Below are 24,325 nucleotides of genomic sequence, written 5' to 3'. Positions count from 1 at the left end.
AACCGCCCCCGCGAAACCCTCAACTGGCGCACCCCCACCGAAAAACTCAACGAGTTCCTCACCAGCACCGATGCAACCACCCCTTGACTCCAAGCCTGTCTCGCCGAACTCCACAAGATCGACGGGCGGGAAGCACTCTGGTACGGCTAGCCGTCGCTCAGCCAGGTAATGCCGCTCGCATTCCAGTGCTCAGCGACGGCTCGCGGTCTTGGCCGTGACCGAGCGGACAGACCCCGACTGCGACGATCCGCCTGCGCCCGGTTCCCCGGTAGGCGTCTAGCCCGGCGCCCCGACCGGGCTGGCATCGGGGCGAGTGCCGGAAAGCAGCGGATGGCAAACGATGGCAAACTGAGGCTGTCGATAGGAGAACGCCGTGACCGAGCCACGTTTCCTGCTGCTGTCCGACGTGGCGGCCGAGCTCAACGTCTCGGATTCGCAGGTCTATCACATGGTCCGGAGCGGCGAACTGCCCGCGATCAAGATCGGCGGCCGTGGCCAGTGGCGTGTCGAGCGCGCCAAGCTGGAGGAATACATCGCCGGCAAGTATGCGGAGACCGCCGCGTGGGTCCGCGACAACCCGCTGTCCGAGCGCGAGGCGGATTGACCCGTACAGCGGCATTTGCGCCTCTTATCGATCGATGAGCGGCGCTTGCCGTGACCGTCGCGGCTAAGCCAGACTCGAGGCTATCGAAGGCAAACGGAGGCAAACGCAAGAATTGGCGGTGGCGATGCGCTCGTCGGTCGAGTTGGCACCCACCGGGTCTCGGGCGACAATCCGCCTGCGCCCGGTTCCCCGGTATGAACCCCCGTTCGACGACGAGGCCACACCACAGGTCTGGACGTCGCCGCGGCAACTGACTCTGGAGTGGCCGGCCGACGGCCCACCGGCGTCGCCACCGCCCGTGATCGAGCCACCGGCCGTCGCCGGCGCCTCCGGAGACGCCAAACTCGCGGTCCGCCGGTTCGTCCGGCTCTGCGTCGAGGTCCTCAACGGATTCCGGCCCGCCGCCCACCTGCGGCGGCTCGCTCTGCCGTCACAGGCGGCCGATGTGGTCGCCCAGGGCCTGGCCGGGGCACGGCGGGCGGCCGAGCTACGCCGGGGCCGTCAGCCGGCGATCCGGCGTCCTCCGGTGGGGGTGCTCAAGGTGGTGCTCTGCGAGCCGCGGTCCGGCGCGGTCGAGGCGGCGGTCACCCTGATCACCGGCGACCGGACCTGGGCGATGGCGTTCCGCCTGGAACTGCACCAGCAGTCCTGGTCCGCGACCGCCCTCCTGATCATCTGACGCCCGCCGCCGCCCACCGCCGTCCGAGAACGACCCATCGGGCGGCCGGGCCGACAGGGCGCGGCGGGCGCGGCAGGCGCGGCAGGCGCGGCGAAAAGCGAACAACGAACGGCCCGTGCGGCCCGGCCGGAACCGGGGCCACACGGGCCGTTTCGTTTCAGAAGGTCAGACTGCCCCGGGCGCCCCGTGGCAGCGCTTGTACTTCTTGCCCGAACCGCAGTAGCAGGGAGCGTTCCGCGACGGCCCGTTCGACTCCGACTGACCGGAGGACGACCGGGAGGCCGCTCGGGCCGTGGTGTGGGCCGGGCTGGCCGGGACCGGCGAACCGCCCGGACCGATCGCGACCGGCGGCTCCGGCTGGGCCTGCGGGCGGCCGGACCCGGCTTCGCCGTCGATCGTCGGAGCCGTGTACTGGAGGTTCTGCGGGCGGCTCGGCGTGTTGAGGCCCTTGGCGTGCACCTCGACCCGCTCGGGCTCGTCGTCCGGCACCTCGCCGACCTTGGGCAGCTCGAAGGCCTGGCTCGGGTCCAGGGTGACCGGCGGCGCCGCTTCCTCGACCTGGACCTCCAGGTTGAAGACGAGACCGACAGCCTCCTCCTTGATGCCCTCCATCATCTGGTTGAACATGTCGAAGCCCTCGCGCTGGTACTCCACGACCGGGTCGCGCTGCGCGTAGGCCCGCAGGGAGATGCCCTCCTGGAGGTAGTCCATCTCGTAGAGGTGCTCACGCCACTTGCGGTCGATCACCGCGAGCAGCACCTGGCGCTCCAGCTCGCGCAGCGCCTCGGAGCCGAGCTCGTCCTCGCGGGCCTGGTACGCCGCCTGCGCGTCCAGCTTCAGCTGCTCCAGCAGGAACTCCTGGTCGAGCGTGTTCCGCTCGCCGCCGGACTCCTCGACGATGTCCTCGATGGTGAGGGTGATCGGGTAGAGCCGCTTCAGGTTGGTCCAGAGGTCGTCGAGGTCCCAGTCGTCGGCGAACCCGTCCGCGGTCGCGGCGTTCACGTAGTCGGCGACCACGTCGTCGACCATGTGGGTGACCTGCTCGTGCATGTCCTCGCCGTCGAGCACGCGCTTGCGCTCGGCGTAGACGACCTGCCGCTGCTTGTTCATCACCTCGTCGTACTTGAGGACGTTCTTGCGGATCTCCGCGTTCTGCGCCTCGATCTGGGTCTGCGCGTTGCGGATCTGCTTGCTCACCATCTTCGACTCGATGGGAACGTCCTCGGGGATGTTGAAGCGCTCCATGACCGCCTCGACAGCGCCGGCCCGGAACCGCTTCATCAGGTCGTCCTGGAGCGACAGGTAGAACCGGGACTCACCCGGGTCGCCCTGCCGGCCGGACCGGCCGCGCAGCTGGTTGTCGATGCGGCGGGAGTCGTGGCGCTCGGTCCCGAGCACGTAGAGGCCGCCGGCGGCCTGCACCTCGGCGGCTTCCTGCTCGGTGGCCTGCTTCACGCTGGGGAGGATGTCCTCCAGAGCCTTCGCGTACTCCTCCGGGCTCTCCACCGGGTCGAGGCCGCGCTGGCGCAGCTCGGCGGCGGCGGTGAAGTCCGCGTTGCCGCCGAGCAGGATGTCGGTGCCACGACCGGCCATGTTGGTGGCCACGGTGACCGCGCCCTTACGGCCGGCCTGCGCGATGATCGTGGCTTCCTGCGCGTGGAACTTCGCGTTCAGCACGCTGTGCGGGATGCCACGGCGGCGCAGCAGGGTGGAGAGGATCTCCGAGTTCTCCACGGAGACGGTGCCGACGAGGACCGGCTGGCCGGTCGCGTGCCGCTCGGCGATGTCCTCGATGACCGCGTTGAACTTGGCCTTCTCGGTCTTGTAGATGACGTCCGGGTGGTCGACGCGGACCATCGGGCGGTGCGTCGGGATGGACACGACGCCGACCTTGTAGACGCTGTTGAACTCGCCGGCCTCGGTCTGCGCCGTACCGGTCATGCCGCCGAGCTTCTCGTACAGGCGGAAGTAGTTCTGCAGGGTGACCGTCGCCAGGGTCTGGTTCTCCTGCTTGACCTCCACCCCCTCTTTCGCCTCGATGGCCTGGTGCATGCCCTCGTTGTAGCGGCGGCCGTGCAGGATGCGACCGGTGAACTCGTCGACGATCAGGACCTCGCCCTCGGGGCTGACGATGTAGTCCTTGTCCTTCTTGTAGAGCTCTTTGGCCTTGATCGCGTTGTTCAGGTAACCGACGAGCGGGGTGTTCACCGACTCGTACAGGTTCTCGATGCCGATCCGGTCCTCGACCCGGGCGACGCCGCGCTCGGTGACCGCGATGGTCCGCTTGGCCACGTCGACCTCGTAGTCGCCCTCGCCGTCCTTGCCGGCCTGGAGGCGGGCGACGATCTGGGCGAACTCGCCATACCACCGCTGGGAGTGCTCGGCCGGGCCGGAGATGATCAGCGGGGTACGCGCTTCGTCGATCAGGATCGAGTCGACCTCGTCGACGATCGCGAAGTTGTGGCCGCGCTGCACCCGCTCGTCCTTCGACCACGCCATGTTGTCGCGCAGGTAGTCGAAGCCGAACTCGTTGTTCGTCCCGTACGTGATGTCGCAGTGGTACGCGGCCCGGTGCTCGGCGGACGGCCGGTTCGGCAGGATGACGCCGACGGTGAGGCCGAGGAACACGTGCACCCGGCCGACCCACTCGGCGTCGCGCTGGGCGAGGTAGTCGTTGACCGTGATGATGTGCACGCCCTTGCCGCTCAACGCGTTGAGGTAGGCCGGGAACACACCGGTCAGGGTCTTGCCCTCACCCGTCTTCATCTCCGGGATGTTCCCGAAGTGCAGGGCGGCGCCACCCATCAGCTGGACGTCATACGCCCGCTGGCCGAGCACCCGCTTCGCGCCCTCCCGGGCGACGGCGAAGGCCTCGGGAAGAAGCGAGTCGAGACTCTCGCCCTCCTCGTAGCGCTCCTTGAACTGCTGGGTGCAGTCGCGCAACTCGTCATCGGTGAGATCGACGTAGTCGTCCTCGATCGAGTTGACCGCGTCCGCGATCGCCTTGAGCCGTCGCACCATGCGGCCTTCGCCGGCGCGAAGAATCTTTTCCAAAATCGACACGGGTCAACGCTCCCCTAGACAGTCTGCCGAACCATCGTAGGCACCTTCACCCGGCACCTGTGACCCTGGCCTCCGGTGAAAGTCGCAAACAGGGCGAAAGATTCCATGAAGTTCGCTGACAGCGCAGTCGCCGACCCGTCGGAAACGTGTTTGGCGGCCGGGCGCGTCCCGGAGAGGATGGCCACGTGGATCAGAACACCGAAGTACGGCTCGAGGACGCGGGCGCCGGCAGCGGAGTCCGCTTCCGGGGCGAGGCCATCGTCGACGAGCACACCGGCGACGTCCTCGGCCGCATCGCGCTCGATCACGGCATCCTGACCTTCGAGGTGGCGCCGGAGGCCCGGCGGCGTGGTGTGGCGACCGCGGCGGTCCGTGAGTTCAGCCGGGCGCTGCTGACCCGGCGTGATCGGCTGGAGATGCGGATCGGCTGGGACAACCCGGCGGCCCAGCGGGTCGCCCTGGCGGCCGGCTACACCCGCGAGGCGGTCCGCCGCGGCGATCCCGAGCTGATCGTCTTCTCCCGGCTGGCCGGCGACCCGGAGGGGCCGACCGCGCGGCTGCTGCCCGACCTGCCCGGCGGTGAGCTGTCCGACGGCGTGATCACGCTGCGGCCGCTCGGCGTGCAGGACGTCGACTTCTACATCGAGCTGCACAATCTGCCGGACGTGATCGCCACCAGCGTGCCGCCCGAGCCGCGACCGGCTGAGGAGGTCCAGCGGCGGTGCGTCCGTGCGGAGGCGCACTGGCTGGCCGGCAACCGGGCCGACCTGGTCATCCTCGACACCACGACAGGCGAGCGGGCCGGCGAGATCGGGCTGTACTACCAGGAGCCGCCCACCGGTCAGGCCATGATCGGCTACAGCACGCTTCCGGCGTACCGCGGAAGGGGTTTCGCCTCGCGCGCAGCGCAATTGATCGCTCTCTGGGTCTTCGCCGAGACGGGCATCGCCCGTCTGATCGCCGGGACGCTGCCGACCAACACCGGCTCGCAGCGGGTGCTGGAGAAAGCCGGCTTCACGCGGGAGGCATACCTGCGCTCGCGCCTGCCCGGTCCGGACGGCACGCGCACCGACGACGTCCAGTACGTGCTTCTTGCCGGAGACCTGCTCGCACAGGCCTCCGGCGGAGGCGCCTCACATGCCTAGGCTGAGGATGCCGTAGTCGTAGCCGCGGCGGCGGTAGACCACACTGGGCCGCCCGCTGTCCTTGTCATGGAACAGATAGAAGTCGTGGCCGACGAGCTCCATCTGGAAGAGAGCGTCGTCGACGGTCATCGGCTCGGCCGAGTGCTCCTTCTCCCGCACGATGCGCCACGGCTGGTCCTCGTCGTGCTCGGTCGGCTCGGTGTCGAGGACCGGCTCGGTCAGCGTCGCGGTCCGACCGTGCGTCAGGTCGGTGGGGAGATTCGCGGTGGCCGCGGCGACGGAGACCGGCGCGTGCCGTCCGCGATGCACCCGGCGCCGGTCGGCAGAGCGGCGCAGCCGGGCGTCGAGTTTGTTGATGGCGCAGTCCAGGGCTGCGTAGAAATCCTGTGCCTGGGCCTCGGCGCGTACCACCGGGCCCTTGGTCATGACGGTGATCTCGACCCGCTGGCAGGTGTCGGACTGTCGCGGATTGCGTTCGTGGAAGAGCTCCACGTCCGCCCTCATCAGCTTCTGGTCGTAACGTTCGACCTTGCTCAGCTTGTCGGCGACATGCTCTCGATAGTGGTCGGGAACCTCTACGTTGCGGCCCTTGACGACAATGTCCACTCGTGACCTCCCCCAACGTTTGTGTGCTGGGCGCCGATTCTTGGCGCAGCCGGCTACTGGGTGAAAACGCCGCGTCGTGATCGACAACCCGACGCGGCCTATGAGAGTGAGACGACTCCTTTCCGGTGCGGCTGCGGCGCTCCCGGTGGCGGATAAGTCTGCGCGCTTACCCTCGTCACCTAGACGCTAACCCGCCTATGCCCGACAGTCACCCCTCGTTTGGGATACCGGAAGGCTGACCTTCGCCTCTATCGGCAAACCCGGGCACGGTCACAGTCAAATACCGGGGCGAACCTTGCGCAGTTTCGTCGCTGCGAGCACCGCGGCACCTGTGACCTGCATGTCCGCCTCCTCTAGCCGGCGTGCCACCGCCGCCAGGGTGGCGCCGGTGGTGACGATGTCGTCCGCCACCACAAGCGTGCCTCGCGATCTCTCGTCGCGGAGGGGATTGCTGATTCGGGGCATCATTCGCAGCGAATTGACAGCTACAGTCGCCCGTTCGGATGCTTCCAGTGACGTTGAGTCAGGGCGGGGCAGTGCACGAAGCGGCTGTACGACGTTCACCCGGTAGCCCGCGGCCCGCAACCGCCGCGCCGCGTGGTCGGCGAGACGGGCCATGTGGTCGCCGTACCGCTCGCGCCGGGCGGCCGCGGTCGACGGGACCGGAACCAGGGTCACCGGCCGGTCCCGCGGCGCGAGCGTCGCCACCGCGCCGGCCAGAAGCGTTCCGAGTGGCCGGGCGAGCCGGTGCCGGCCCTTCTCCTTGTACGCGAGCAGCGCGCCCCGCAACGACCCGGCGTAAGGTCCGACCGCCACACAGTCCGGGAAACCGGCCGGCGGCGGGCTCGGCCGGGCCGCCCCCGGTCGCAGCGACTCCAGCGCCGTCACACAGGCCACACAGGTGCCGTAGGTGAGCCGTACCCGTTCCGCCCCGCAGCCCGCGCAGGCGGCCGGCAGCACGAGATCGGCAAGTGCCGCGAAGACCAATGTGTGTCCCGGTTGACGAAGATCAGTTCAGGAAGAAGGGTGCCTCGGGTACCACCTCTGGTCGTGGCTCGCCGGTCGGGCCGGCCAGGTCCTTCGCCGTGATCTGAACCTGCGACGACAGCGCCTCCCAGGCGTTCTTCCCGGTCGAGTAGAGCACCGAGCCGACGCTGTTCAGGCTGTGCAGCGGGTTAGCCGGGTAGGAGGCCAGGTAGGTGACCGTCTCGTTGCCGATGTCCGGGAGCACCTGGGACTGCAACGCGCCGTCGATGGACGTGTAGACGATCGAGGTCCGGTTCTTGTCCCGGCGCAGTCCGGCCACCGCCAGCCAGCCCTCACCGCTGAAGTCGACCGCGGTGAGCGACGTGAGCGGCGTGTAGACCTGCTGGAGCCCGGTGAAGGCCAGCCCGTCGCCGCTGACGTTGAGGACCGCCCGGTAGAGCCGGCCGCCGACCACCATGGCCACCCGGTGCCCGTCCGGCGCGACCGTGATCGCGGTGATCCCGGCCGTGCCGGACGAGGTGACCTCCTGCGCCGGGCCGCCGTCCGCCCGGAAACGCCAGAGCCGTCCGCCCGCGATGATCAGCCCGACCGCGGCGGCGGCGTCGTCATCCGGGGTGATCGCCCAGACCGGGTTGCCCAGGCCCGCGGGCAGGCCGGGGATCTCCTTGAGCGCGACCTGGCCGCCGATGCCGGCGCTGCCGACCCGCAGCCGCTCGTTCTTTCCCGAACCGGTGACCAGGGCGGTGAACAGATGCGTCCCGGACGTGGTGAGGGCGGCCCGGGAGATGTCCTTGTTGTCGTCGGGCGTCAGGCCCGGAACCGTGTCCGAGGTGGGCCGGGTCGAGTTGACCAGGCGCCGGATGGTGCGCTCGTAGATCACGTACCGCTCCGGGTCCTGCACCAGACGGTACGCCGGGTTGCTGCTGATGAAGTCCTCGCCGGAGTAGCTCCGCGGCTGCTGGTGGCCGACGGTCAGGTCCAGATAGTCGGGCAGCAGGATCCGCAGCGACCACTGCAACTGCATGCGCAGCCGTTCCATCGCCTCGACCGCGCCCTCGGTCGGCACCGCCTGGGCGCTCAATCTGATCTGGAGCCGGTCGTTGTCGATCGCCGGCACCTTGTTCTCCAGTTTGGTGCCGTCCGGCAGTGGCTCCACGGCGTCCTGGAGCCACGGGGCGGGCCCGCCGATCAGCCAGTTCAGGATGATCGTCGGTTCCTGCTCGATCGGCACGTCACGCAGCAGGTACCTGACGTCGGGCACCAGGCCGGTCCGGTCGGTGTTCCAGAAGTAGATCGTCCGCTGTTTGTAGTAGTCGTTCAGCGCGGTGTCGCTGAGCAGCAGGAACGGCGGCGCCTGGAGCACGTAGAGCCCCTCGCCGGTGACCTCGCCGAGCATCAGCTCGTACTTTCCCTCGACCTTCTCCGGCGAGGGCTCCAGGAGGCCGTTCTTACCGAGCGTGCCGAGGAGCTGGTAGGAGAGCTCGACCCGGTCGGTGGCCGAGTCGACGAGCGGCTCGTCGATCAGGCGGATCACCCGGGGCGCGGCGGGCGGGTTGAAGTTGTCCCGCGCGCTGGACGACATGAACTGCTTGACCCGGTCAAGCGCCCCGTCGTACTCCCCCGCGGCCGCCCGCAGGTAGTTGAGGGCGAACTGCCGGCGGTCGCTGGTCAGGTCACGGGTGATCCGGGTCCGGGTGCCGCCCTCCTCGAAGGAGGTGCCGGTGGACACGCCGGGCCCGACGACGGTGACGTCGGAGTTGTCCGGGATCCCGCAGCCGGTGAGCGACACCGCGGCGACGACCACGCAGGCCAGGACTCGACGGACCATCAGCTCACCTCCACGTTGCGGTCCCGGGGGATCAGCGGCAGCGGCGCCGCCACCAGCCGGTCACCGGCCCGCACCGGCAGGGTGAGCCGGAACTGGGCGCCCTCCCCCGGTGAGCCCCAGGCCTCCAGCCAGCCGCCGTGCAGCCGCGCGTCCTCGACGCTGATCGACAGGCCCAGGCCGGTGCCGCCGGTCTGCCGGGCCCGGGACGGGTCGGCCCGCCAGAACCTGTTGAAGACCAGGCGTTCCTCACCGGGTTTCAGGCCGATCCCGTGGTCGCGCACAGTGATCGCCACCGCCGCGTCGTCGGTCGACAGAGTGACCTGCACCGGTTTCGCCTCGGCGTGCTCGACGGCGTTGCCGACCAGGTTGCGCAGCACCCGCTCGACCCGCCGGGGGTCGACCTCGGCGATCACCGGGGTGTCCGGGAGATTCAGCTGGATCTCGACGCCGGCCCGCTCGGCCAGCCCGGTGAGCCGCTCGGTCACCCGCTCGACGATCGGGACCAGGTCGGTGTGCTCGGCGTCCAGGGCGGCGAACCCGGCGTCGAACCGGCTGATCTCCAGCAGGTCGGTGAGCAGTTCCTCGAAGCGGTCCAGCTCGGCCTGGAGCAGCTCGGCGCTACGCGCCACCGCCGGGTCGAACTCGTCGCGCTCGGAGAAGATCAGGTCGGCAGCCATCCGGACGGTGGTCAACGGCGTACGCAACTCGTGCGACACGTCCGAGGTGAACCGGCGCTGGAGGCGGGACATCTCCTCGAGCCGGACGATCTGCCGCTGGAGGTTGGCCGCCATCTGGTTGAACGCGGCCGCCAGCAGGGCCAGATCGTCCTCGCCGTCGACCTTCATCCGCTGGTCGAGCAGGCCGGCCGAGAGCCGCTGGGCGGTCCGGGCGGCGACCCGGACCGGGGTCACCACCAGCCGGGTGACCAGGGCCGCCACCACGCCGAGCAGGATCACCAGGGCCAGGCCGGTGGCGAGCACCGTGGTGCGCATCAGGTTCGCGTCCTGGTCCTCGCTGGTGAGCGGAACCGCGTAGTAGAGCTCGACCTGGCCGAATCTGGTGGTGACCGGCGCCCCGTACACCAGATATTTGATCGGCTCGCCCTCGATCTCGGCGGTCCGGATCTGTTTGCTGATGCCGCCGCCCTCGCCGGAGACCGCCCGGATCATCTCCGGAGTGATCAGGTCGCGGGTGTCCATCGTCCGCAGGACGACCGCCCGGAGGTTCGGCCAGCCCTCGGCCCGGATCGAGATCACCGCGCTGCTCGGGTCGGCCGGGTCGCCGTCGACGAGGGCGTTGACCAGCTCCTCGAGCCCGGTCTGCAACTCCGGGTCACGGGCCTGCGGATAGAAGGTGAGCTGTTTCCGCGCGAACTCCACCTTGGTGGTCAGCGCTGACCGTGCCTCGTCCTCGGCGCGGCTCAGCAGGATCTCGGCGCTGCGGTCGGCGATGAACCAGCCGAACGTGCCGACCAGCAGGCTGGACGCGAGCAGGGTGATCGTCACCACGCGCAGTTGCAGCGAGCGGCGCCAGGCCCGCCGGACCGGCGCCGTGTATCGCGTCGCATATCGGATCAGCACGCGCCAGTAGCGCCGCACCAGTCGCAGGGCACGGCGCACGGGCATGGGAAGCCAGGCAGGAGCACGCATCTCGCGGCAAGATTAGCCGCTTCCGGGGATCAGCCGGTGCCCGCCTTGTAGCCGACACCACGGACCGTCAGGATGATCTCCGGCCGCTCCGGATCCGGCTCGATCTTGGCGCGCAGCCGCTGGACGTGCACGTTGACCAGGCGGGTGTCGGCGGCGTGCCGGTAACCCCAGACCTGCTCCAGGAGCACCTCGCGGGTGAACACCTGACGCGGCTTGCGGGCCAGCGCGACCAGCAGGTCGAACTCCAGCGGCGTCAGTTTCACCTCCTCGCCGTCCCGGGACACGGTGTGTGCCGGCACGTCGATGGTGATCTGGTTACCTGGAGGCCCTATGGTCAGCATCTCCGGCGCGGCGTCCTCGCCCCGGCGCAGGCGGGCCCGCATCCGGGCGACCAGCTCCTTGGGCTTGAACGGCTTGACCACGTAGTCGTCGGCGCCGGACTCCAGGCCGAGCACCACGTCGACGGTGTCGCTCTTTGCGGTCAGCATGACGATCGGGACACCCGACTCGGCGCGGATGGCGCGGGCCACGTCGATCCCGCTCATCCCCGGCAGCATCAGGTCGAGCAGGACGATGTCGGGCCGGTTCTCCCGGAAGGCGGCCAGGGCCCGTTCACCGTCGGCTACGAAAGACGGAAGGAAACCTTCGCTACGTAGAACGATGCCGAGCATCTCGGCCAACGCTGGGTCGTCATCGACGACCAGTACCCGGGCTCTCATGCGGTCCAATATTGCACTGTCCTCCCGGTCTTCGCGCTACCTGGGGGCCGATCTTGCCCGGGAGCCTACCTCCGGAGACAGAAAAACGGGCGGCCCCGGTCCGGGACCGCCCGTGGCACGCGAGCAGTCGTCACATGCCGGGCCGGTCGAACTCCCCTGCGCGAACACCGGCGATGAAGCCGGTCCAGTCCCGGGCGCCGAAGCTCAGCACCGGGCCGGTGACGTCCTTGGAATCGCGCACCAGCACGGTGGCCGGCGCCTCGGCGACTTCGACGCAGTGCCCGGCAGCGCCGCTACGGCTGCTCTTGCGCCAGGTCGGTGTGGTGTCCTGCATGATGGTCTCCCTTTACCGTGGAATGCTTCTCCATTGGACCCCACGGCGAGGAGTCACCGGCCGATCCGATCCCTCGTCTCAGCGATGGCCGTTCGGCTCTCTTCTGGCGACAATGCGCGTTCCTGCAGGTCATCGAAGGCGTCCCGATAAACGTCGATCTCCTCGGGCTTCACCCGGAAGAGGCCGCCGGTCAGCCCTTCGATGTGCACCACGGGTGACCTGGTGCCGGGCGCGAACTCCAGGACCATGAACGACTCGATCAGCCCGGCGTGCGCGCCCGCCTCAAAAGGGAGTATCAGCAACTCGATCCCGGGCCGGCTGCTCGCCTCGTAGAGACGGGTCAACTGGCGCCGCTGGACGGCCGGACCACCGATCTGGCGCAGCAGGACACCCTCGTCCACCACCATCCGCAGGGTGGGCGGCGGAACCCGGCTCATCGTGTTCTGCCGGCCCATCCGCAGCGCGAGGCGGCGCTGGATGATCGCCGAGTCGTCGATGTCGGCGCCGGTCTCGATCACCGCCCGGGCGTACTCGTCGGTCTGCAGCAGGCCCGGGACCACCTGGGCCTCCCACTCGAAGATCCGGACCGCCTCGGACTCCAGGGCCAGATACTCGTCGTACGGATCCGGCACCGACGACCGGTACGGCGTCCACCAGGCCCGCGCCCGCCCGCGCCGGGCCAGGTCACGCAGCCGTCCCCGATCCTCCACCGCGACACCGTAGAGGGTGAGCAGACGGTCCAGATCGGGCTCGCTGATCCCGGTGTGCGCGGTCTCGATCCGGCTCAGTTTCGACTCGGACCATCCCAGCGCCGTCGCCACGTCGACACCACGGCGTTCACCGCGGAGCCGGCGCAGTTCACCGCCCAGCTCGCGGCGTGCTGTCGAAGTCGGCCTCGCCACGAGGCCACCATATCGACGCATCGGGGCCCCAATGCAACTTGCACACGCACTTTCAGTAGCGGTAGTGCTCCGGCTTGTAGGGCCCCTCGACCGCGATCCCGAGGTATGCGGCCTGCTCCTTGGTCAGTTCGGTCAGTCGTACACCGAGCGCGCCGAGGTGCAGCCGGGCCACCTTCTCGTCGAGTTTCTTCGGCAGCACATACACCCCGACGGGGTACTCCGCGGTCTTCGTGAAGAGCTCGATCTGCGCGATCGTCTGGTTCGAGAAGCTGTTGCTCATCACGAACGACGGATGCCCGGTGGCGTTGCCGAGGTTCAGCAGGCGCCCCTCGGAGAGCACGATGATCGAGTGACCGTCGTCGAACCTCCATTCGTCGACCTGCGGCTTGATCGTCACCCGGGAGACGTCAGCGCGCCGGGTCAGCCCGGCCATGTCGATCTCGTTGTCGAAATGCCCGATGTTCCCGACGATGGCCTGATGTTTCATGCGGGCCATGTGCTCGTGGGTGATCACGTCGAAGCAGCCGGTCGCGGTCACGAAGATGTCCGCGGTGGCGACCACGTCATCGATCGTCGCCACCTGGTAGCCGTCCATCGCGGCCTGTAGCGCGCAGATCGGGTCGACCTCGGTGACGATCACCCGGGCGCCCTGGCCGCGCAGCGACTCGGCACAGCCCTTGCCCACGTCGCCGTACCCGAAGACGACCGCCACCTTGCCGCCGATCAGCACGTCGGTGGCCCGGTTGATGCCGTCGATCAGGGAGTGCCGGCAGCCGTACTTGTTGTCGAACTTCGATTTCGTCACCGAGTCGTTCACGTTGATCGCCGGGAACAGCAGCGTCCCGGCCTGCTGCATCTCGTAGAGCCGGTGCACGCCGGTGGTGGTCTCCTCGGTGACGCCCTTGATCCCGGCGGCGATCCGGGTCCAGCGTTTGTCGTCCTCCTGGAGGCTGCGCCCGAGCAGCTTCAGGATCACCGCGTACTCCTCGGAGTCGGCGGTCTCCGGCGACGGCGCGGCGCCGGCCCGCTCGAACTCGGCGCCCTTGTGCACCAGCAGCGTCGCGTCACCGCCGTCGTCGAGGATCATGTTGGGCGCCTCGCCGTCCGGCCAGAGCAGCACCTTCTCCGTGCACCACCAGTATTCGTCGAGCGTCTCGCCCTTCCAGGCGTAGACCGGCACCCCGTTCGGCTTCGCCGTCGTCCCGTCCCGCCCGACCACGATCGCGGCGGCCGCGTGGTCCTGCGTCGAGAAGATGTTGCAGGACGCCCAGCGCACCTGCGCGCCGAGTTCGGTCAGCGTCTCGATCAGCACCGCGGTCTGAATCGTCATGTGCAGCGACCCGGTGATCCGCGCTCCGCGCAGCGGCTGCGACGGCCCGAACTCCTTACGGAGCGCCATCAGGCCGGGCATCTCGTGCTCGGCGAGCTCGATCTCCTTACGACCGAAGGCGGCCAGCGACAGGTCCGCGACCTTGAAATCACCGTCGGCAAGCGTGCCCGTCATCCCGAGTCCCCCTGGCTATCCGAAGCAAGCGGTTCACTCTAAGACGAGCTTCACCCCCAATACCCCGATTTGGTACGAATTCCGAGTAGCCCAACCGCACCAAACCCGTCCCGTGTCAATCCCGCGCGAAGCTCACCGCCGGCGTCCCGGCGCCACGTCACCCCAGGCCGCCTGGCCGCGACCAAGACCGCCGGCCGTCGCTCAGCACGCTTTCGCCGGCCGCATTCCCGCCGTAGGCGACGGCTGAGACCGCCAGCCGTCGCCTACGGCGGGAATACCGGTGCCCATACAGCCGTGAGCGACGGCTGGCGGGGCTTATCCACGCCAGGCAGTTGTCCACAGGGGCGGCGCCGCGCTCCCGGCGTTTCCGTCACCCTGGCGGCCGTGTCCCGTACCCCCAAGATCTCGCCCGAACTGGCGACCGGACCGTTCCGCGCCTCACAAGCCATCGCCTCCGGCCTGATCACTCCAGGAATGCTGACCGGCCCCGGCTGGCAGCGCCTGCTCCCCGACGTCTACGCCCACCGGGACGTCGCCCTCGACCACCGGGCGTGGTGCACGGCGGCCATGCTCGCCCTGCCGGCCTGCACCGCGATCGGCGGTCAGAGCGCCGCGTTCCTGTGGGGCGCCGCCGATGCGCCGGGTCCGGTGCACATCGTGGTCCCACGCACCCGGCGGCTGCGTCGCGACGAACAACTGGCCGTGCACTACACGACACTCGCCGAGACCGATCTGACCTCGATCGGAGAGCTGCGGATCACCACACCTGAGCGAACCGTCTTCGACCTCGGCCGGCGCACCGACCGGGCCGACGCCCTGCCGGTGCTCGACTCGATGCTCCATCGCCATCTCATCAACACGTGGCGGCTGGAGCGGATGATCCACGAACGACGCGAGTGGCCCCGGGCCGCCGCGCTGGGACGTCTGCTCCCGCTGGCCGACGCCCGCAGCGAATCCCCGATGGAGACTCGGCTACGGCTTCTGCTCATCGACGCCGGGACAGCGCCACCGGCCGTCCAGTTCGAGGTACGCGACACCAACGGCGTCCTTCTGGCACGAACGGACCTGGCGTGGCCGGCCCAGCGACTGGCCGTGGAGTACGACGGTGACCATCATCGCGAGAAGCAGCAGTTCCGGCATGACCTGGAACGGCTCAATCATCTGCGGCTGGCCGGTTGGACCGTTCTCCGGTTCAGCGCCAACGACGTCTTTCACCGGCCGGCGGAGACCGCAGCGATGGTACGTGCCGTCCTCCACGAACTCACCGACCGCCAGCCGTCGCCTACGGCGGTAATCAGCACCTGATGACCACCGTAGGCGACGGCAGACCGGATGAGCCGTCGCTCCAGGTGATCATCGGCACCCGGAAACCACCGTAGGCGACGGCTGATGCGGGGTTGCCCGCCCCGCGGCTGATGCCGGGTTGCCCGGCTCGGCTGGTCCGGCGGGAGGGCTGTGGAATAGCGAACGGGGCGACAGGCCTGAGCCCGCCGCCCCGTTCATCCCCCCGGTTTGGTACCGCGCGCGTCCGTGGGACCCCCCGATCACCAATGACGCTGCGTGCTCTTAGATTCACACTCCGCAACCACCATGTCAAGTTATTTGCAGAAATTTCGGGCATCTCGGCTGAACGTAGCGTCACCGCTCCAGCTGAAGCGGTGACGCTCGGGGCCGACCGGCCGGCACTGAGCCGGCCGGGAAACGGGCCGGACCGGGAAACGCGCCGGCTCAGGAGACGGGCCGGCCGGGGCCGGGCCAGGAAGTGCGGTGCGCCAGCGGGTGGGGGTCAGGCCGGGACTGCGGCTACGAACAGGCTTCCGGTGCCGGCCACCTTGATCGCGCCCGCGCCGGCCGGGACGTACGCCGCCGTGCCCGGACCGAGCTCGACCGGCGTGCCGTCCTCGCTCTGCCCGGCGAACACGGTCCCCGAGGTGCACAGAACGATCCGCGGGCCGTGAGCGGGCACCTCGACGGGCGGGCGGGTGCCGTCCAGCTCGATGCGGTAGAGGACGAAGTCACCCACCGGCACGTGCCAGGTGTCCACGCCGGGCTCGACGGTCGTGGCGGGCAGCAGCGGGTCCTCCAGGACCTCGAAACGCAGCACCCGCAGCAGCTCGTCCACGTCGACGCGTTTCGGGGTGAGACCGCCCCGGAGGACGTTGTCGCTGGCCGCCATCAGTTCGACGCCGAGGCCGTTGAGGTAGGCGTGCAGGTTGCCGGCCGGCATCCAGATGGCCTCGCCGGGCGCCAGCCGCACCAGGTTGAGCAGGAGGGCGACGAGCACCCCGGGATCACCCGGGTAGTGGCCGGCCAGGTCGGTGGCGAGCTTGAACGAGCCGGTGTGCTCGTGTCCGGCCGGGATCGCGCGGGCCGCGGCGACCACCTCGTCGATCAGGGCGCCCCGGTCGCCGGCCGGCCAGGTCAGCAGCAGCCGGACCGCCTCGGCCAGGTCGCCGCCGCGCAGGGCGGCCACCACCGGCTCCAGGCGGGCCAGGCCGAACGCGCCGATCACCGCGGCTGCCACGCCCGGGTCACGGAAGCCGCAGAGCGCCTCGAACGGCGTGAGCGCCACCAGCATCTCGGGCTTGTGGTGGGCGTCGGTGTAGTTCTTCGGGGCGGCCGGATCGGCCTCCTGCCGGGCGAACGCCACCTTGGCGTACTCGGCGTCGGGGTGGGCCTGCAACGACAGCGGCGCTCCGGCGGCAAGAACCTTCAGCAGGTACGGCAGACGGGCCCCGAAGGCACGCACGACATCGTCACCGAGCTGCCCGGCCGGATCGGCGCCGATCAGCTGGATCAGGTCGACCGGCCCGTCCGGGCCCGGCACGGTGGAAGGGTCGCCGGGGTGCGCGCCGAGCCACAGCTCCGCCTCGGGCCCGTCGCTGGCGGGGCGGCCCTGGAGGTCGGCGATCGCGGTCCGGGAACCCCAGGCATACGGCCGGATGACTCCGGTCAAGGGATACACGGTCATACCCGGCAAAGTAGCAGCTAACCGGCGTAACCCGGGGGTCACGCCGGTTACGGCCTGTTTCGTGTGGCGGTATCGGACGGCCCCGCCACACGAGTGCTCGTCAGAGGCCCTCGGGCAACGGGTTGGCGAGCTCCTTCATCTCACTGATCGCCGGAACCGCCATCGGGTCGAGGCCATGCGCCAGGGCCAGATAGAGCGAGGCATAGTCGGGTACGGCGACCAGCGAAGCCAGACGCTCCAGAGTCGAACCGCCCTCCGCGGTGAGCACGTCACAGCGCACCCCGCGCCGGTCGGCGATCGTCTGGATGGCGTCGGCGCGCCGCTCCTCCACGGCGACCGGCTCGTCCGCGTCGTCCTCCGGGTTGAGGCCGCCGTCCCGGAAGACCACGAGCCGCAGCCGGGTCAGTGTCTGTTCGTCGCTCTCGTCGTCCGGGTCGGCGAAGATGTCACGCGTCGTCTCGGCGAGGCCGCCGAAGACGCCGTCGAGCAGGCCCACCCGGCCACGACCGGCCTCGCCGAGAGCGCCGGCCATCACCGGGTAGCGGGCGTTGGCGGCCAGGGTGTCGCCGAACCGCCGGGCCGCGACCGTGGCCAGCGGCGAGGAGCCCCAGACGATCGGGACCGAGCCGGCCAGGCCGAGAGCCAGGGCCTTCGCCGGGTTCACGAAGGAGTCGGCGCCGGCCCGGCAGCGCTCGGCGTCGGCGTCGAGCCGGGTGGCAGTCTCGGCGATGTCCGCCTCGGCCAGCTTGGCGATGCCCAGCGCGCGCCCGGCGAAGAGCACCGGGATGGTCAGGCCCCACAGCGTGGCTCGGGCCGGGGCCCGGCGTGGCACGCCGATGAACGGGGCACGGGCCCGCTCGGCCAGTGCCTCCAACTCGGAGCCGGGATTGCCGATGGCGACCAGGCGGGCGCCGCGGCGGGCGGCGGCCTCGGCGGCGGCCAGCGCCTCGGGGCTGCGGCCGGAGGCGGAGACCGCGATCACCACGTCGGCCGCGCCGACCCAGCCGGGCACGCCGGCGCTGCGGTGGCCGATGATCGGTACCGGGCAGCGGGGCCCGGCGACCGTGGACAGGATGCTGCCGGTCAGGCCGGCGGTGCCGATGCCGGCGACCACCACGGCGCGCGGCCGGCCCTCGTCGGCGAGCATGGTCAGGTCGACCTCGGCGGCCAGCGCGGCCGCCTCACGCACCTGCGCGCCCGCCGAGGCGGTGGCCCGCAGCATGCCGCCCGGGTCGTTGTCGAGCATCGACTTCTCGTCGTTGAGCAGTGACTCGTCGGCGATCCGGTGCCCGTTGACCCCGGCTGCGCCACCCCGTGGGCCGGCCATCAGTTGGACTCCTTGTCAGCCGACTTCGAAGCGCCGGAGGCAGACGTCGAAGCCTCAGAGGCCGACTTCGAAGCCTCGGAACCAGCCTCGCCCGCCACCTCCGCCGCATCCGAGGTGTCACCCGGCTTCTCGACGGAACTGTCGGCCAGCGGCCCGGCCGACCGCGCGGACGGCACAGCAGCAGCGGCCGGCTCCGGCTCCGAGTCGGAAGCAGCGGCCGGCTCCGAGGCGGAAGCAGCGGCCGGCTCCGAGGCGGAGGCGGCGGCCGGCTCCGGGTCGGAGGTGGAGGCCGGCTCCGGGTCGGAGGTGGAGGCGGCGGCGTCCGGAGACGCCACCGCCGGGGCCGCCGGGGCCGCCGACCCCGGCTCCCGCGCCTCGTCGAGGAGCAGGATCGGGATGTCGTCGCGGATCTCGAAGATCCGGCCGCACTCGGTGCACGTCAGCGTCTGCGCGCCCGCGTCGTAATCGAGCGGCGCGTGATGGGTGTCCGGGCAGGCCAGAATCTCCAGCAACTGCTGATCGAGCGCCACCGAGCTACTCCTAATCGCCACGAAAGAACTCCGGTCGTGGCGATCCTATCCACGAACGATGGCCAGGACCTCGTCACGTAGCTTTGCCATCCGGTCCGCGTCGGGAGCCTCCACGTTGAGCCGCAGCAACGGCTCCGTGTTGGACGCCCGCAGGTTGAACCAGGCGCCGTCGCCGACCTGGAACGTCATGCCGTCGAGGTCGTCCACCGAGGCGTCCGGGAACGCCGCCCGCACCTCGGCGATCTTGGCGCCGGCGTCGGCCACCGTGGAGTTGATCTCACCGGAGGCGACGTACCGCTCGTACTCGGCGGCGTACTCGGAGAGCGGCAGGTCCTGGCCGCCGAGCGCGGCGAGCACGTGCATCGCGGCGAGCATGCCGGTGTCGGCGAACCAGAAGTCGCGGAAGTAGTAGTGCGCGGAGTGCTCACCACCGAAGACGGCGTTGGTGGACGCCATCTCGGCCTTGATGAACGAGTGGCCGACCCGGCTGCGGACCGGCTTGCCACCGTTCTCCGTGATGATCTCCGGCACCGCGGCCGAGGTGATCAGGTTGTGGATGATCGTGCTGCCCGGGAACTTGGCCAGCTCACGGGTGGCGACCAGGCCGGTGATCGCGGACGGCGAGACCGGGTCGCCCTTCTCGTCGATGACGAAGCAGCGGTCGGCGTCGCCGTCGAAGGCCAGGCCGATGTCGGCGCCCTGCTCGCGGACCGCTTTCTGCAGGTCGACCAGGTTCTTCGGGTCGAGCGGGTTGGCCTCGTGGTTGGGGAACGAGCCGTCCAGCTCGAAGAAGAGCGGCGCGATCGTCAGCGGCAGGGCCGGCAGCACCTGGTCGCCGAGGACGGCCGGGACGGTGTAGCCGCCCATACCGTTGCCGGCGTCGACGATCACCTTGAGCGGGCGGATGCCGGCGAGGTCGACGAGCGACCGCAGGTGGGCCGCGTAGTCCTTGAGCACGTCACGCTGCTCGACCCGGGACGGGCCGTCGGCCTCCGCGTTCAGGTCGGCGAGCAGCTGCTGGGCGCGCTGCCGGACCACGACGAGGCCGCTGTCCTGGCCGACCGGGCGGGCGCCGGCCCGGCACAGCTTGATCCCGTTGTACTCCGCGGGGTTGTGGCTCGCGGTGAACATCGCGCCGGGCAGGCTCAGCGAGCCGGACGCGTAGTACAGCTGGTCGGTCGAGGCCAGGCCGATGTTGATCACGGCGGCGCCGGCGGCGTTGGCCCCGCTGGCGAAGGCGGCGGCCAGGCTCGGGCCGGACTCGCGCATGTCGTGGCCGATCACGATCTGGTCCGGCTCGTCGCCGGACTCGCGCAACATCTCGACGAACGCCGTGCCGATCGCCCGGGCCACCGTTTCGTTGAACTGGTCCGGGACGATCCCCCGTACGTCGTACGCCTTGATGATCTGCGAGAGATCGGTCACCACTCACTCCTCAGGAAAGTCCCCTTTGGCCCCGAGGGTAGCGGAGTGCCTGGTACCCCCATGTTTTAACCGCACTGCCGGGCGATTAACTCAGAAGATCTCTGCAAGCACGGTCCGCAACCCTGGTGGTCTCCGGCAGTCGATAGCGGGGCGCCAGGCGGAGCGTCAGCTCGCAGGCCCGGTCCAGTCCGATCCGGTGCCCGACGGAGACGAAGACCGGTTTGACCCCGGCCTGGGTACGCAGCACGGCCCCGACCGTCTCCCCCGCGTCGACGAGCGCGGATCGCGAGCCCCGTGGTTCGCCGACCGGCTCCCAGTCTCCCACCAGCCGGGTCTTCCCGACGCCGAACGACGGTAGATCGGTGAGCACGCCGAGGTGTGCGGCCAGCCCGAACCGGCGCGGGTGGGCCAGGCCGTGCCCGTCGCAGATCAGCACCTCGGGTCGCACGGTCAGCCGTTCGAGGGCGTCGAGCAGCGCGGGCACCTCGCGGAAGGCGAACAGCCCCGGGACGTACGGGAATGCCGGCACCCCGCGGACGACGGCGGTGTCGGCGACCGTGAGGTCGGAGGTGTTCAGAACGACGATCGCGGCGGCCAGGCGCTGATCATCGTCGGAGTAGGCCACGTCCAGGCCGGCGACGGTCGCCGGCCAGGCCGGCTCGTCCTCGAAAACCATGCGGGAACGCAGGACGTCCTGCACGGCGAGGGCTTCTTCTTCGGTACGCGGCCAGGCTTCCACGACCCGCAGCGTAGGGACTGTTGTCACATCACGTGACGCGGGTCACGATGGGGGCTGGAGGTGCTGCCGGTGAACCCGTGGCTCGCGCTGACCCCCGGAGACGACCCCGCCGAGCGGATCCGGCTGATCGGCCGCGCCCATGAAAGGTTCCTGGCCGGCGAGCTGAGGCCGGACCGGATGCGCCAGGTGGTGGCCGACTCGTGGGCCCGGTCGGCCGCGTTCATCGGGGCGGACAGCACCGCGCCGATCGATCTGGCCGAGGACGAGCTGGAGGCGTACCGGTCGGCGCACCCGCTGGCCCGGGTCATGCCGATCTTCCGGGACCTGCTGGGCGGCCTGGCCGAGGACGGCGACCACATGATGGCGGTCTGCGACGCGCACGGACGGCTGCTCTGGGTGGAGGGGCACCCGGCGACCCTGCGCAGCGCCGCGTCGATGAACTTCGTGCCGGGCGCCCGCTGGGACGAGGCGCACGCCGGGACGAACGCGCCGGGCACCGCGCTCGCCGTCGACCACGCGCTGCAGATCTTCGCGACCGAGCACTTCAGCCATCCGGTGCAGCGGTGGACGTGTGCCGCCGCCCCGATCCACGATCCCGGCACCGGCCGGCTGCTCGGGGCGATCGACGTCACCGGCGGGGACCATCTCGCCAATCCGCACAGCCTGGCCCTGGTCCGGGCGACGGCGCTGGCGGCTGAGTCGTACCTGCGCGGGGTGTTGACCGTGGAACGGAAACCGCACGTCGCGGCACTCGGCCGGGACGAGGCCGGGCTCGCGTCCGGCGGGCGGCAGATCCGGCTCGGCAAACGGCACTCGGAGCTGCTCATGCTGCTCACCGTGCATCCGGAGGGGCGGACCGGCGATCAGCTGGCCGTCGACCTGTACGGCGACGACGTGAACCCGGTGACGGTGCGCGCGGAGCTGTCCCGGCTCCGGCGCATCCTGGGCCCGGAGCTGCTCGACTCCCGGCCGTACCGGCTCCGTACCCATCTCACGACGGATTTCGACGTGGTGGGCCGGCTCCTGGACGCCGGGCGGACGGCCGAGGCCGTGGACGCGTACCCCGGCCCGCTGTTGCCTGTCTCGGACGCACCAGGGATCGTGCGGCTGCGCCGGCTGCTGGACGACCGGCTGCGCGCCGCGATCCTGGAGGCCGGCGACCGCCGGCTGCTCCGCAGCTGGCTGAACAGCTCGTGGGGCAGCGACGACCTGGACCTCTGGGCGGCGTACGCGGCACTGGCCCCGGCCGACCCGGTCGCCGCCCGCCGGGTCGCGGCGCTGACCCGGGAATACGCGTGCAACGTTGCTGCAACGTAGTCGTAACTAGGGTCCGCCGAAACGAGGAGGCGAGACCCGTGACCATCTATACCCCGCCCGGTTCTGAAGGCTCGATCGTCAGCTACCAGTCGCGTTACGACCACTACATCGGTGGCGAATACGTCCCGCCGGCCAAGGGCCAGTACTTCACCAACCCGTCCCCGGTGACCGGCCAGATCTTCTGCGAGGTCGCCCGCGGCACCGCCGACGACGTGGAGAAGGCCCTGGACGCGGCACACGCCGCCGCACCCGGCTGGGGCCGCACGTCCCCCACCGAGCGGGCCAACATCCTCAACCGGATCGCCGACCGGATGGAGCAGAACCTCGAGAAGCTCGCCGTCGCCGAGGCCTGGGAGAACGGCAAGGCGGTACGGGAGACGCTGGCCGCCGACATCCCGCTCGCGATCGACCACTTCCGCTACTTCGCCGGCGCCATCCGCGCCCAGGAGGGCTCGGCGGGCGAACTCGACGAGGACACCGTCGCCTACCACTTCCACGAGCCGCTCGGTGTGGTCGCGCAGATCATCCCGTGGAACTTCCCGATCCTGATGGCGGTCTGGAAGCTGGCGCCCGCCCTGGCCGCCGGCAACGCGGTCGTGCTGAAGCCGGCCGAGCAGACCCCGGCCTCGATCCACTACCTGTTCTCGCTGATCGGCGACCTGATCCCGGCCGGCGTGGTGAACATCGTGAACGGCTTCGGCGTCGAGGCGGGCAAGCCGCTGGCCAGTTCGAGCCGGGTGGCCAAGGTCGCGTTCACCGGCGAGACCACCACCGGCCGCCTGATCATGCAGTACGCCTCGGAGAACCTGATCCCGGTCACCCTGGAGCTCGGCGGCAAGAGCCCGAACATCTTCTTCGAGGACGTGTCCCGGGCCGACGACGACTTCTTCGACAAGGCGCTCGAGGGCTTCGCGATGTTCGCCCTCAACCAGGGCGAGGTCTGCACCTGCCCGTCGCGCGCGCTGATCCAGCAGGGCCACTACTCGGACTTCCTGGCCGCGGGCGTGAAGCGGGTGGAGAACCTCAAGCAGGGCAACCCGCTGGACACCGACACCCAGGTCGGCGCGCAGGCCTCCAACGACCAGCTGGAGAAGATCCTCTCCTACCTGGACATCGGCCGGCAGGAGGGCGCGCGGGCCCTGGTCGGCGGAGCGAAGGCGGAGATGCCCGGCGACCTGGCCGGCGGGTACTACGTACAGCCGACGATCTTCGAGGGCCGCAACAACATGCGGATCTTCCAGGAGGAGATCTTCGGGCCGGTGGTCTCGGTCACGCCGTTCGGCGACTTCGACGACGCGATCAAAATCGCCAACGAAACGCTGTACGGGCTGGGCGCCGGCGTGTGGACGCGGGACGGGAACCAGGCGTACCGGGCCGGGCGGGCCATCAAGGCCGGACGGGTGTGGACGAACTGCTACCACCTGTACCCGGCGCACGCCGCGTTCGGTGGCTACAAGCAGTCCGGCATCGGCCGGGAGAACCACCGGATGATGCTCGACCACTACCAGCAGACCAAGAACCTGCTGGTCAGCTACTCGCCCAAGGCTCTCGGCTTCTTCTAGGCCATGGCGGCGACGAGAGTTGACGTGACCCCCGCGGCAGCCGACATGATGCGGCAGCTGCGGGGGCAGCACGGCCCACTGATGTTCCACCAGTCCGGCGGCTGCTGCGACGGCAGCTCACCGATGTGTTACCTGGAGGGCGAGTTCCGTACCGGCGGATCCGACGTGCTCTTGCAGTCTCTGGCCATCGAGGGGGTGCCGGAGCCCATCACGTTCTGGATGTCGGCCAGTCAGTTCGAACTCTGGAAGCACACACACCTGACTGTGGACGTGGTCCCCGGCCGCGGCTCCGGCTTCTCGCTGGAGGCGCCGGAGGGCGTCCGGTTCCTCATCCGCTCCCGTCTGCTCACCACTGAGGAGCTGGCCGAACTCGGCTAATCCGTTAGTGGGTGGGGTCCGCCGGGCCCCGCCCACCAGCGGGGTAGACATTCGAG

The 24,325-nt window shown here is 69.9% G+C and carries 20 protein-coding genes and 1 pseudogene; 7 read left to right on the top strand and 14 right to left on the bottom strand.

What is annotated here, in order from left to right; translation table 11 throughout:
* The first annotated feature begins 373 nt into the window (after window positions 1-373).
* Window positions 374-604 (top strand): helix-turn-helix domain-containing protein, encoded by a 231-nt coding sequence (locus AB0E94_RS23470; protein ID WP_360329389.1) that lies wholly within the window; start codon window positions 374-376, stop codon window positions 602-604.
* Between the two features lie 124 nt (window positions 605-728).
* Window positions 729-1,283 carry an Rv3235 family protein gene (locus tag AB0E94_RS23465; protein ID WP_360329397.1) on the top strand — a complete coding sequence of 185 codons (555 nt, stop codon included), beginning with the start codon at window positions 729-731 and terminating at the stop codon, window positions 1,281-1,283.
* A gap of 165 nt (window positions 1,284-1,448) precedes the next feature.
* Here AB0E94_RS23465 and secA read toward each other — a convergent pair whose 3' ends face one another.
* A complete protein-coding gene (secA, locus tag AB0E94_RS23460; RefSeq protein WP_360329387.1) occupies window positions 1,449-4,346 on the bottom strand; it encodes a preprotein translocase subunit SecA in 2,898 nt (965 codons plus the stop codon).
* Window positions 4,347-4,531: 185 nt separating this feature from the next.
* On the opposite strand from secA, the gene AB0E94_RS23455 reads away from it, so the two are divergent.
* Window positions 4,532-5,491, top strand: coding sequence for a GNAT family N-acetyltransferase (locus AB0E94_RS23455; RefSeq protein ID WP_360329385.1), 960 nt, complete (start codon window positions 4,532-4,534; stop codon window positions 5,489-5,491).
* Here the strand turns inward: AB0E94_RS23455 and raiA are convergent.
* From raiA to ahcY, 8 genes are all read right to left on the bottom strand, one after another.
* Window positions 5,480-6,097, bottom strand: coding sequence for a ribosome-associated translation inhibitor RaiA (gene raiA / locus AB0E94_RS23450; protein WP_093618553.1), 618 nt, complete (start codon window positions 6,095-6,097; stop codon window positions 5,480-5,482). The genes AB0E94_RS23455 and raiA overlap by 12 nt on opposite strands.
* 276 nt (window positions 6,098-6,373) lie before the next feature.
* Complete coding sequence (locus AB0E94_RS23445; protein ID WP_360329383.1) at window positions 6,374-7,084, bottom strand: phosphoribosyltransferase family protein; 711 nt, start codon at window positions 7,082-7,084, stop codon at window positions 6,374-6,376.
* 22 nt (window positions 7,085-7,106) lie between these two features.
* Window positions 7,107-8,912: an LpqB family beta-propeller domain-containing protein gene (locus AB0E94_RS23440; protein ID WP_360329381.1), complete on the bottom strand. Its 1,806-nt coding sequence runs from the start codon at window positions 8,910-8,912 to the stop codon at window positions 7,107-7,109.
* Window positions 8,912-10,537: an MtrAB system histidine kinase MtrB gene (gene mtrB / locus AB0E94_RS23435; RefSeq protein ID WP_360329379.1), complete on the bottom strand. Its 1,626-nt coding sequence runs from the start codon at window positions 10,535-10,537 to the stop codon at window positions 8,912-8,914. The genes AB0E94_RS23440 and mtrB overlap by 1 nt, the downstream gene beginning before the upstream one ends.
* A 53-nt stretch (window positions 10,538-10,590) precedes the next feature.
* Entirely contained in the window at window positions 10,591-11,280 is a 690-nt protein-coding gene (gene mtrA / locus AB0E94_RS23430; RefSeq protein WP_109595320.1) for an MtrAB system response regulator MtrA, read from the bottom strand.
* 130 nt (window positions 11,281-11,410) lie between these two features.
* A complete protein-coding gene (locus tag AB0E94_RS23425; RefSeq protein WP_360329376.1) occupies window positions 11,411-11,614 on the bottom strand; it encodes a DUF397 domain-containing protein in 204 nt (67 codons plus the stop codon).
* Between the two features lie 53 nt (window positions 11,615-11,667).
* On the bottom strand, window positions 11,668-12,516 hold the full coding sequence (locus AB0E94_RS23420; protein ID WP_360329374.1) for a helix-turn-helix transcriptional regulator: 849 nt from the start codon (window positions 12,514-12,516) through the stop codon (window positions 11,668-11,670).
* 52 nt (window positions 12,517-12,568) lie between these two features.
* Complete coding sequence (ahcY, locus tag AB0E94_RS23415) at window positions 12,569-14,020, bottom strand: adenosylhomocysteinase (RefSeq protein WP_360329372.1); 1,452 nt, start codon at window positions 14,018-14,020, stop codon at window positions 12,569-12,571.
* A 384-nt stretch (window positions 14,021-14,404) separates the two neighbouring features.
* Between ahcY and AB0E94_RS23410 the strand changes: the two genes are divergently transcribed.
* Window positions 14,405-15,325 carry a type IV toxin-antitoxin system AbiEi family antitoxin gene (locus AB0E94_RS23410; protein WP_360329370.1) on the top strand — a complete coding sequence of 307 codons (921 nt, stop codon included), beginning with the start codon at window positions 14,405-14,407 and terminating at the stop codon, window positions 15,323-15,325.
* A 481-nt stretch (window positions 15,326-15,806) separates the two neighbouring features.
* Here the strand turns inward: AB0E94_RS23410 and manA are convergent, their stop codons facing one another.
* From manA to nfi, 5 genes and pseudogenes are all read right to left on the bottom strand, one after another.
* Complete coding sequence (gene manA, locus AB0E94_RS23405) at window positions 15,807-16,985, bottom strand: mannose-6-phosphate isomerase, class I (protein WP_360329396.1); 1,179 nt, start codon at window positions 16,983-16,985, stop codon at window positions 15,807-15,809.
* A gap of 106 nt (window positions 16,986-17,091) precedes the next feature.
* Entirely contained in the window at window positions 17,092-18,318 is a 1,227-nt protein-coding gene (locus AB0E94_RS23400) for an SIS domain-containing protein (RefSeq protein WP_360329368.1), read from the bottom strand.
* Between the two features lie 368 nt (window positions 18,319-18,686).
* A pseudogene (locus AB0E94_RS23395) lies at window positions 18,687-18,848 on the bottom strand (Trm112 family protein); the annotation flags it as partial.
* A gap of 45 nt (window positions 18,849-18,893) precedes the next feature.
* Window positions 18,894-20,273 carry a phosphomannomutase/phosphoglucomutase gene (locus tag AB0E94_RS23390; protein ID WP_360329366.1) on the bottom strand — a complete coding sequence of 460 codons (1,380 nt, stop codon included), beginning with the start codon at window positions 20,271-20,273 and terminating at the stop codon, window positions 18,894-18,896.
* An 85-nt stretch (window positions 20,274-20,358) separates the two neighbouring features.
* Window positions 20,359-21,012 carry a deoxyribonuclease V gene (gene nfi / locus AB0E94_RS23385; protein ID WP_360329364.1) on the bottom strand — a complete coding sequence of 218 codons (654 nt, stop codon included), beginning with the start codon at window positions 21,010-21,012 and terminating at the stop codon, window positions 20,359-20,361.
* Between the two features lie 69 nt (window positions 21,013-21,081).
* Between nfi and AB0E94_RS23380 the strand changes: the two genes are divergently transcribed.
* Genes AB0E94_RS23380 through AB0E94_RS23370 form a run of 3 tightly spaced genes read left to right on the top strand, consistent with a single transcriptional unit; the run spans window position 21,082 to window position 24,269 of the window.
* Complete coding sequence (locus AB0E94_RS23380; protein ID WP_360329362.1) at window positions 21,082-22,329, top strand: GAF domain-containing protein; 1,248 nt, start codon at window positions 21,082-21,084, stop codon at window positions 22,327-22,329.
* Window positions 22,330-22,367: 38 nt separating this feature from the next.
* Window positions 22,368-23,891: an aldehyde dehydrogenase family protein gene (locus tag AB0E94_RS23375; RefSeq protein WP_360329360.1), complete on the top strand. Its 1,524-nt coding sequence runs from the start codon at window positions 22,368-22,370 to the stop codon at window positions 23,889-23,891.
* A 3-nt stretch (window positions 23,892-23,894) separates the two neighbouring features.
* Window positions 23,895-24,269: a DUF779 domain-containing protein gene (locus AB0E94_RS23370; protein ID WP_360329358.1), complete on the top strand. Its 375-nt coding sequence runs from the start codon at window positions 23,895-23,897 to the stop codon at window positions 24,267-24,269.
* Window positions 24,270-24,325 lie beyond the last annotated feature (56 nt).

The sequence above is a fragment of the Actinoplanes sp. NPDC026670 genome, from assembly GCF_040638175.1.
GTDB lineage: Bacteria > Actinomycetota > Actinomycetes > Mycobacteriales > Micromonosporaceae > Actinoplanes.
This window is presented reverse-complemented; position numbering and strand designations above follow the sequence as displayed.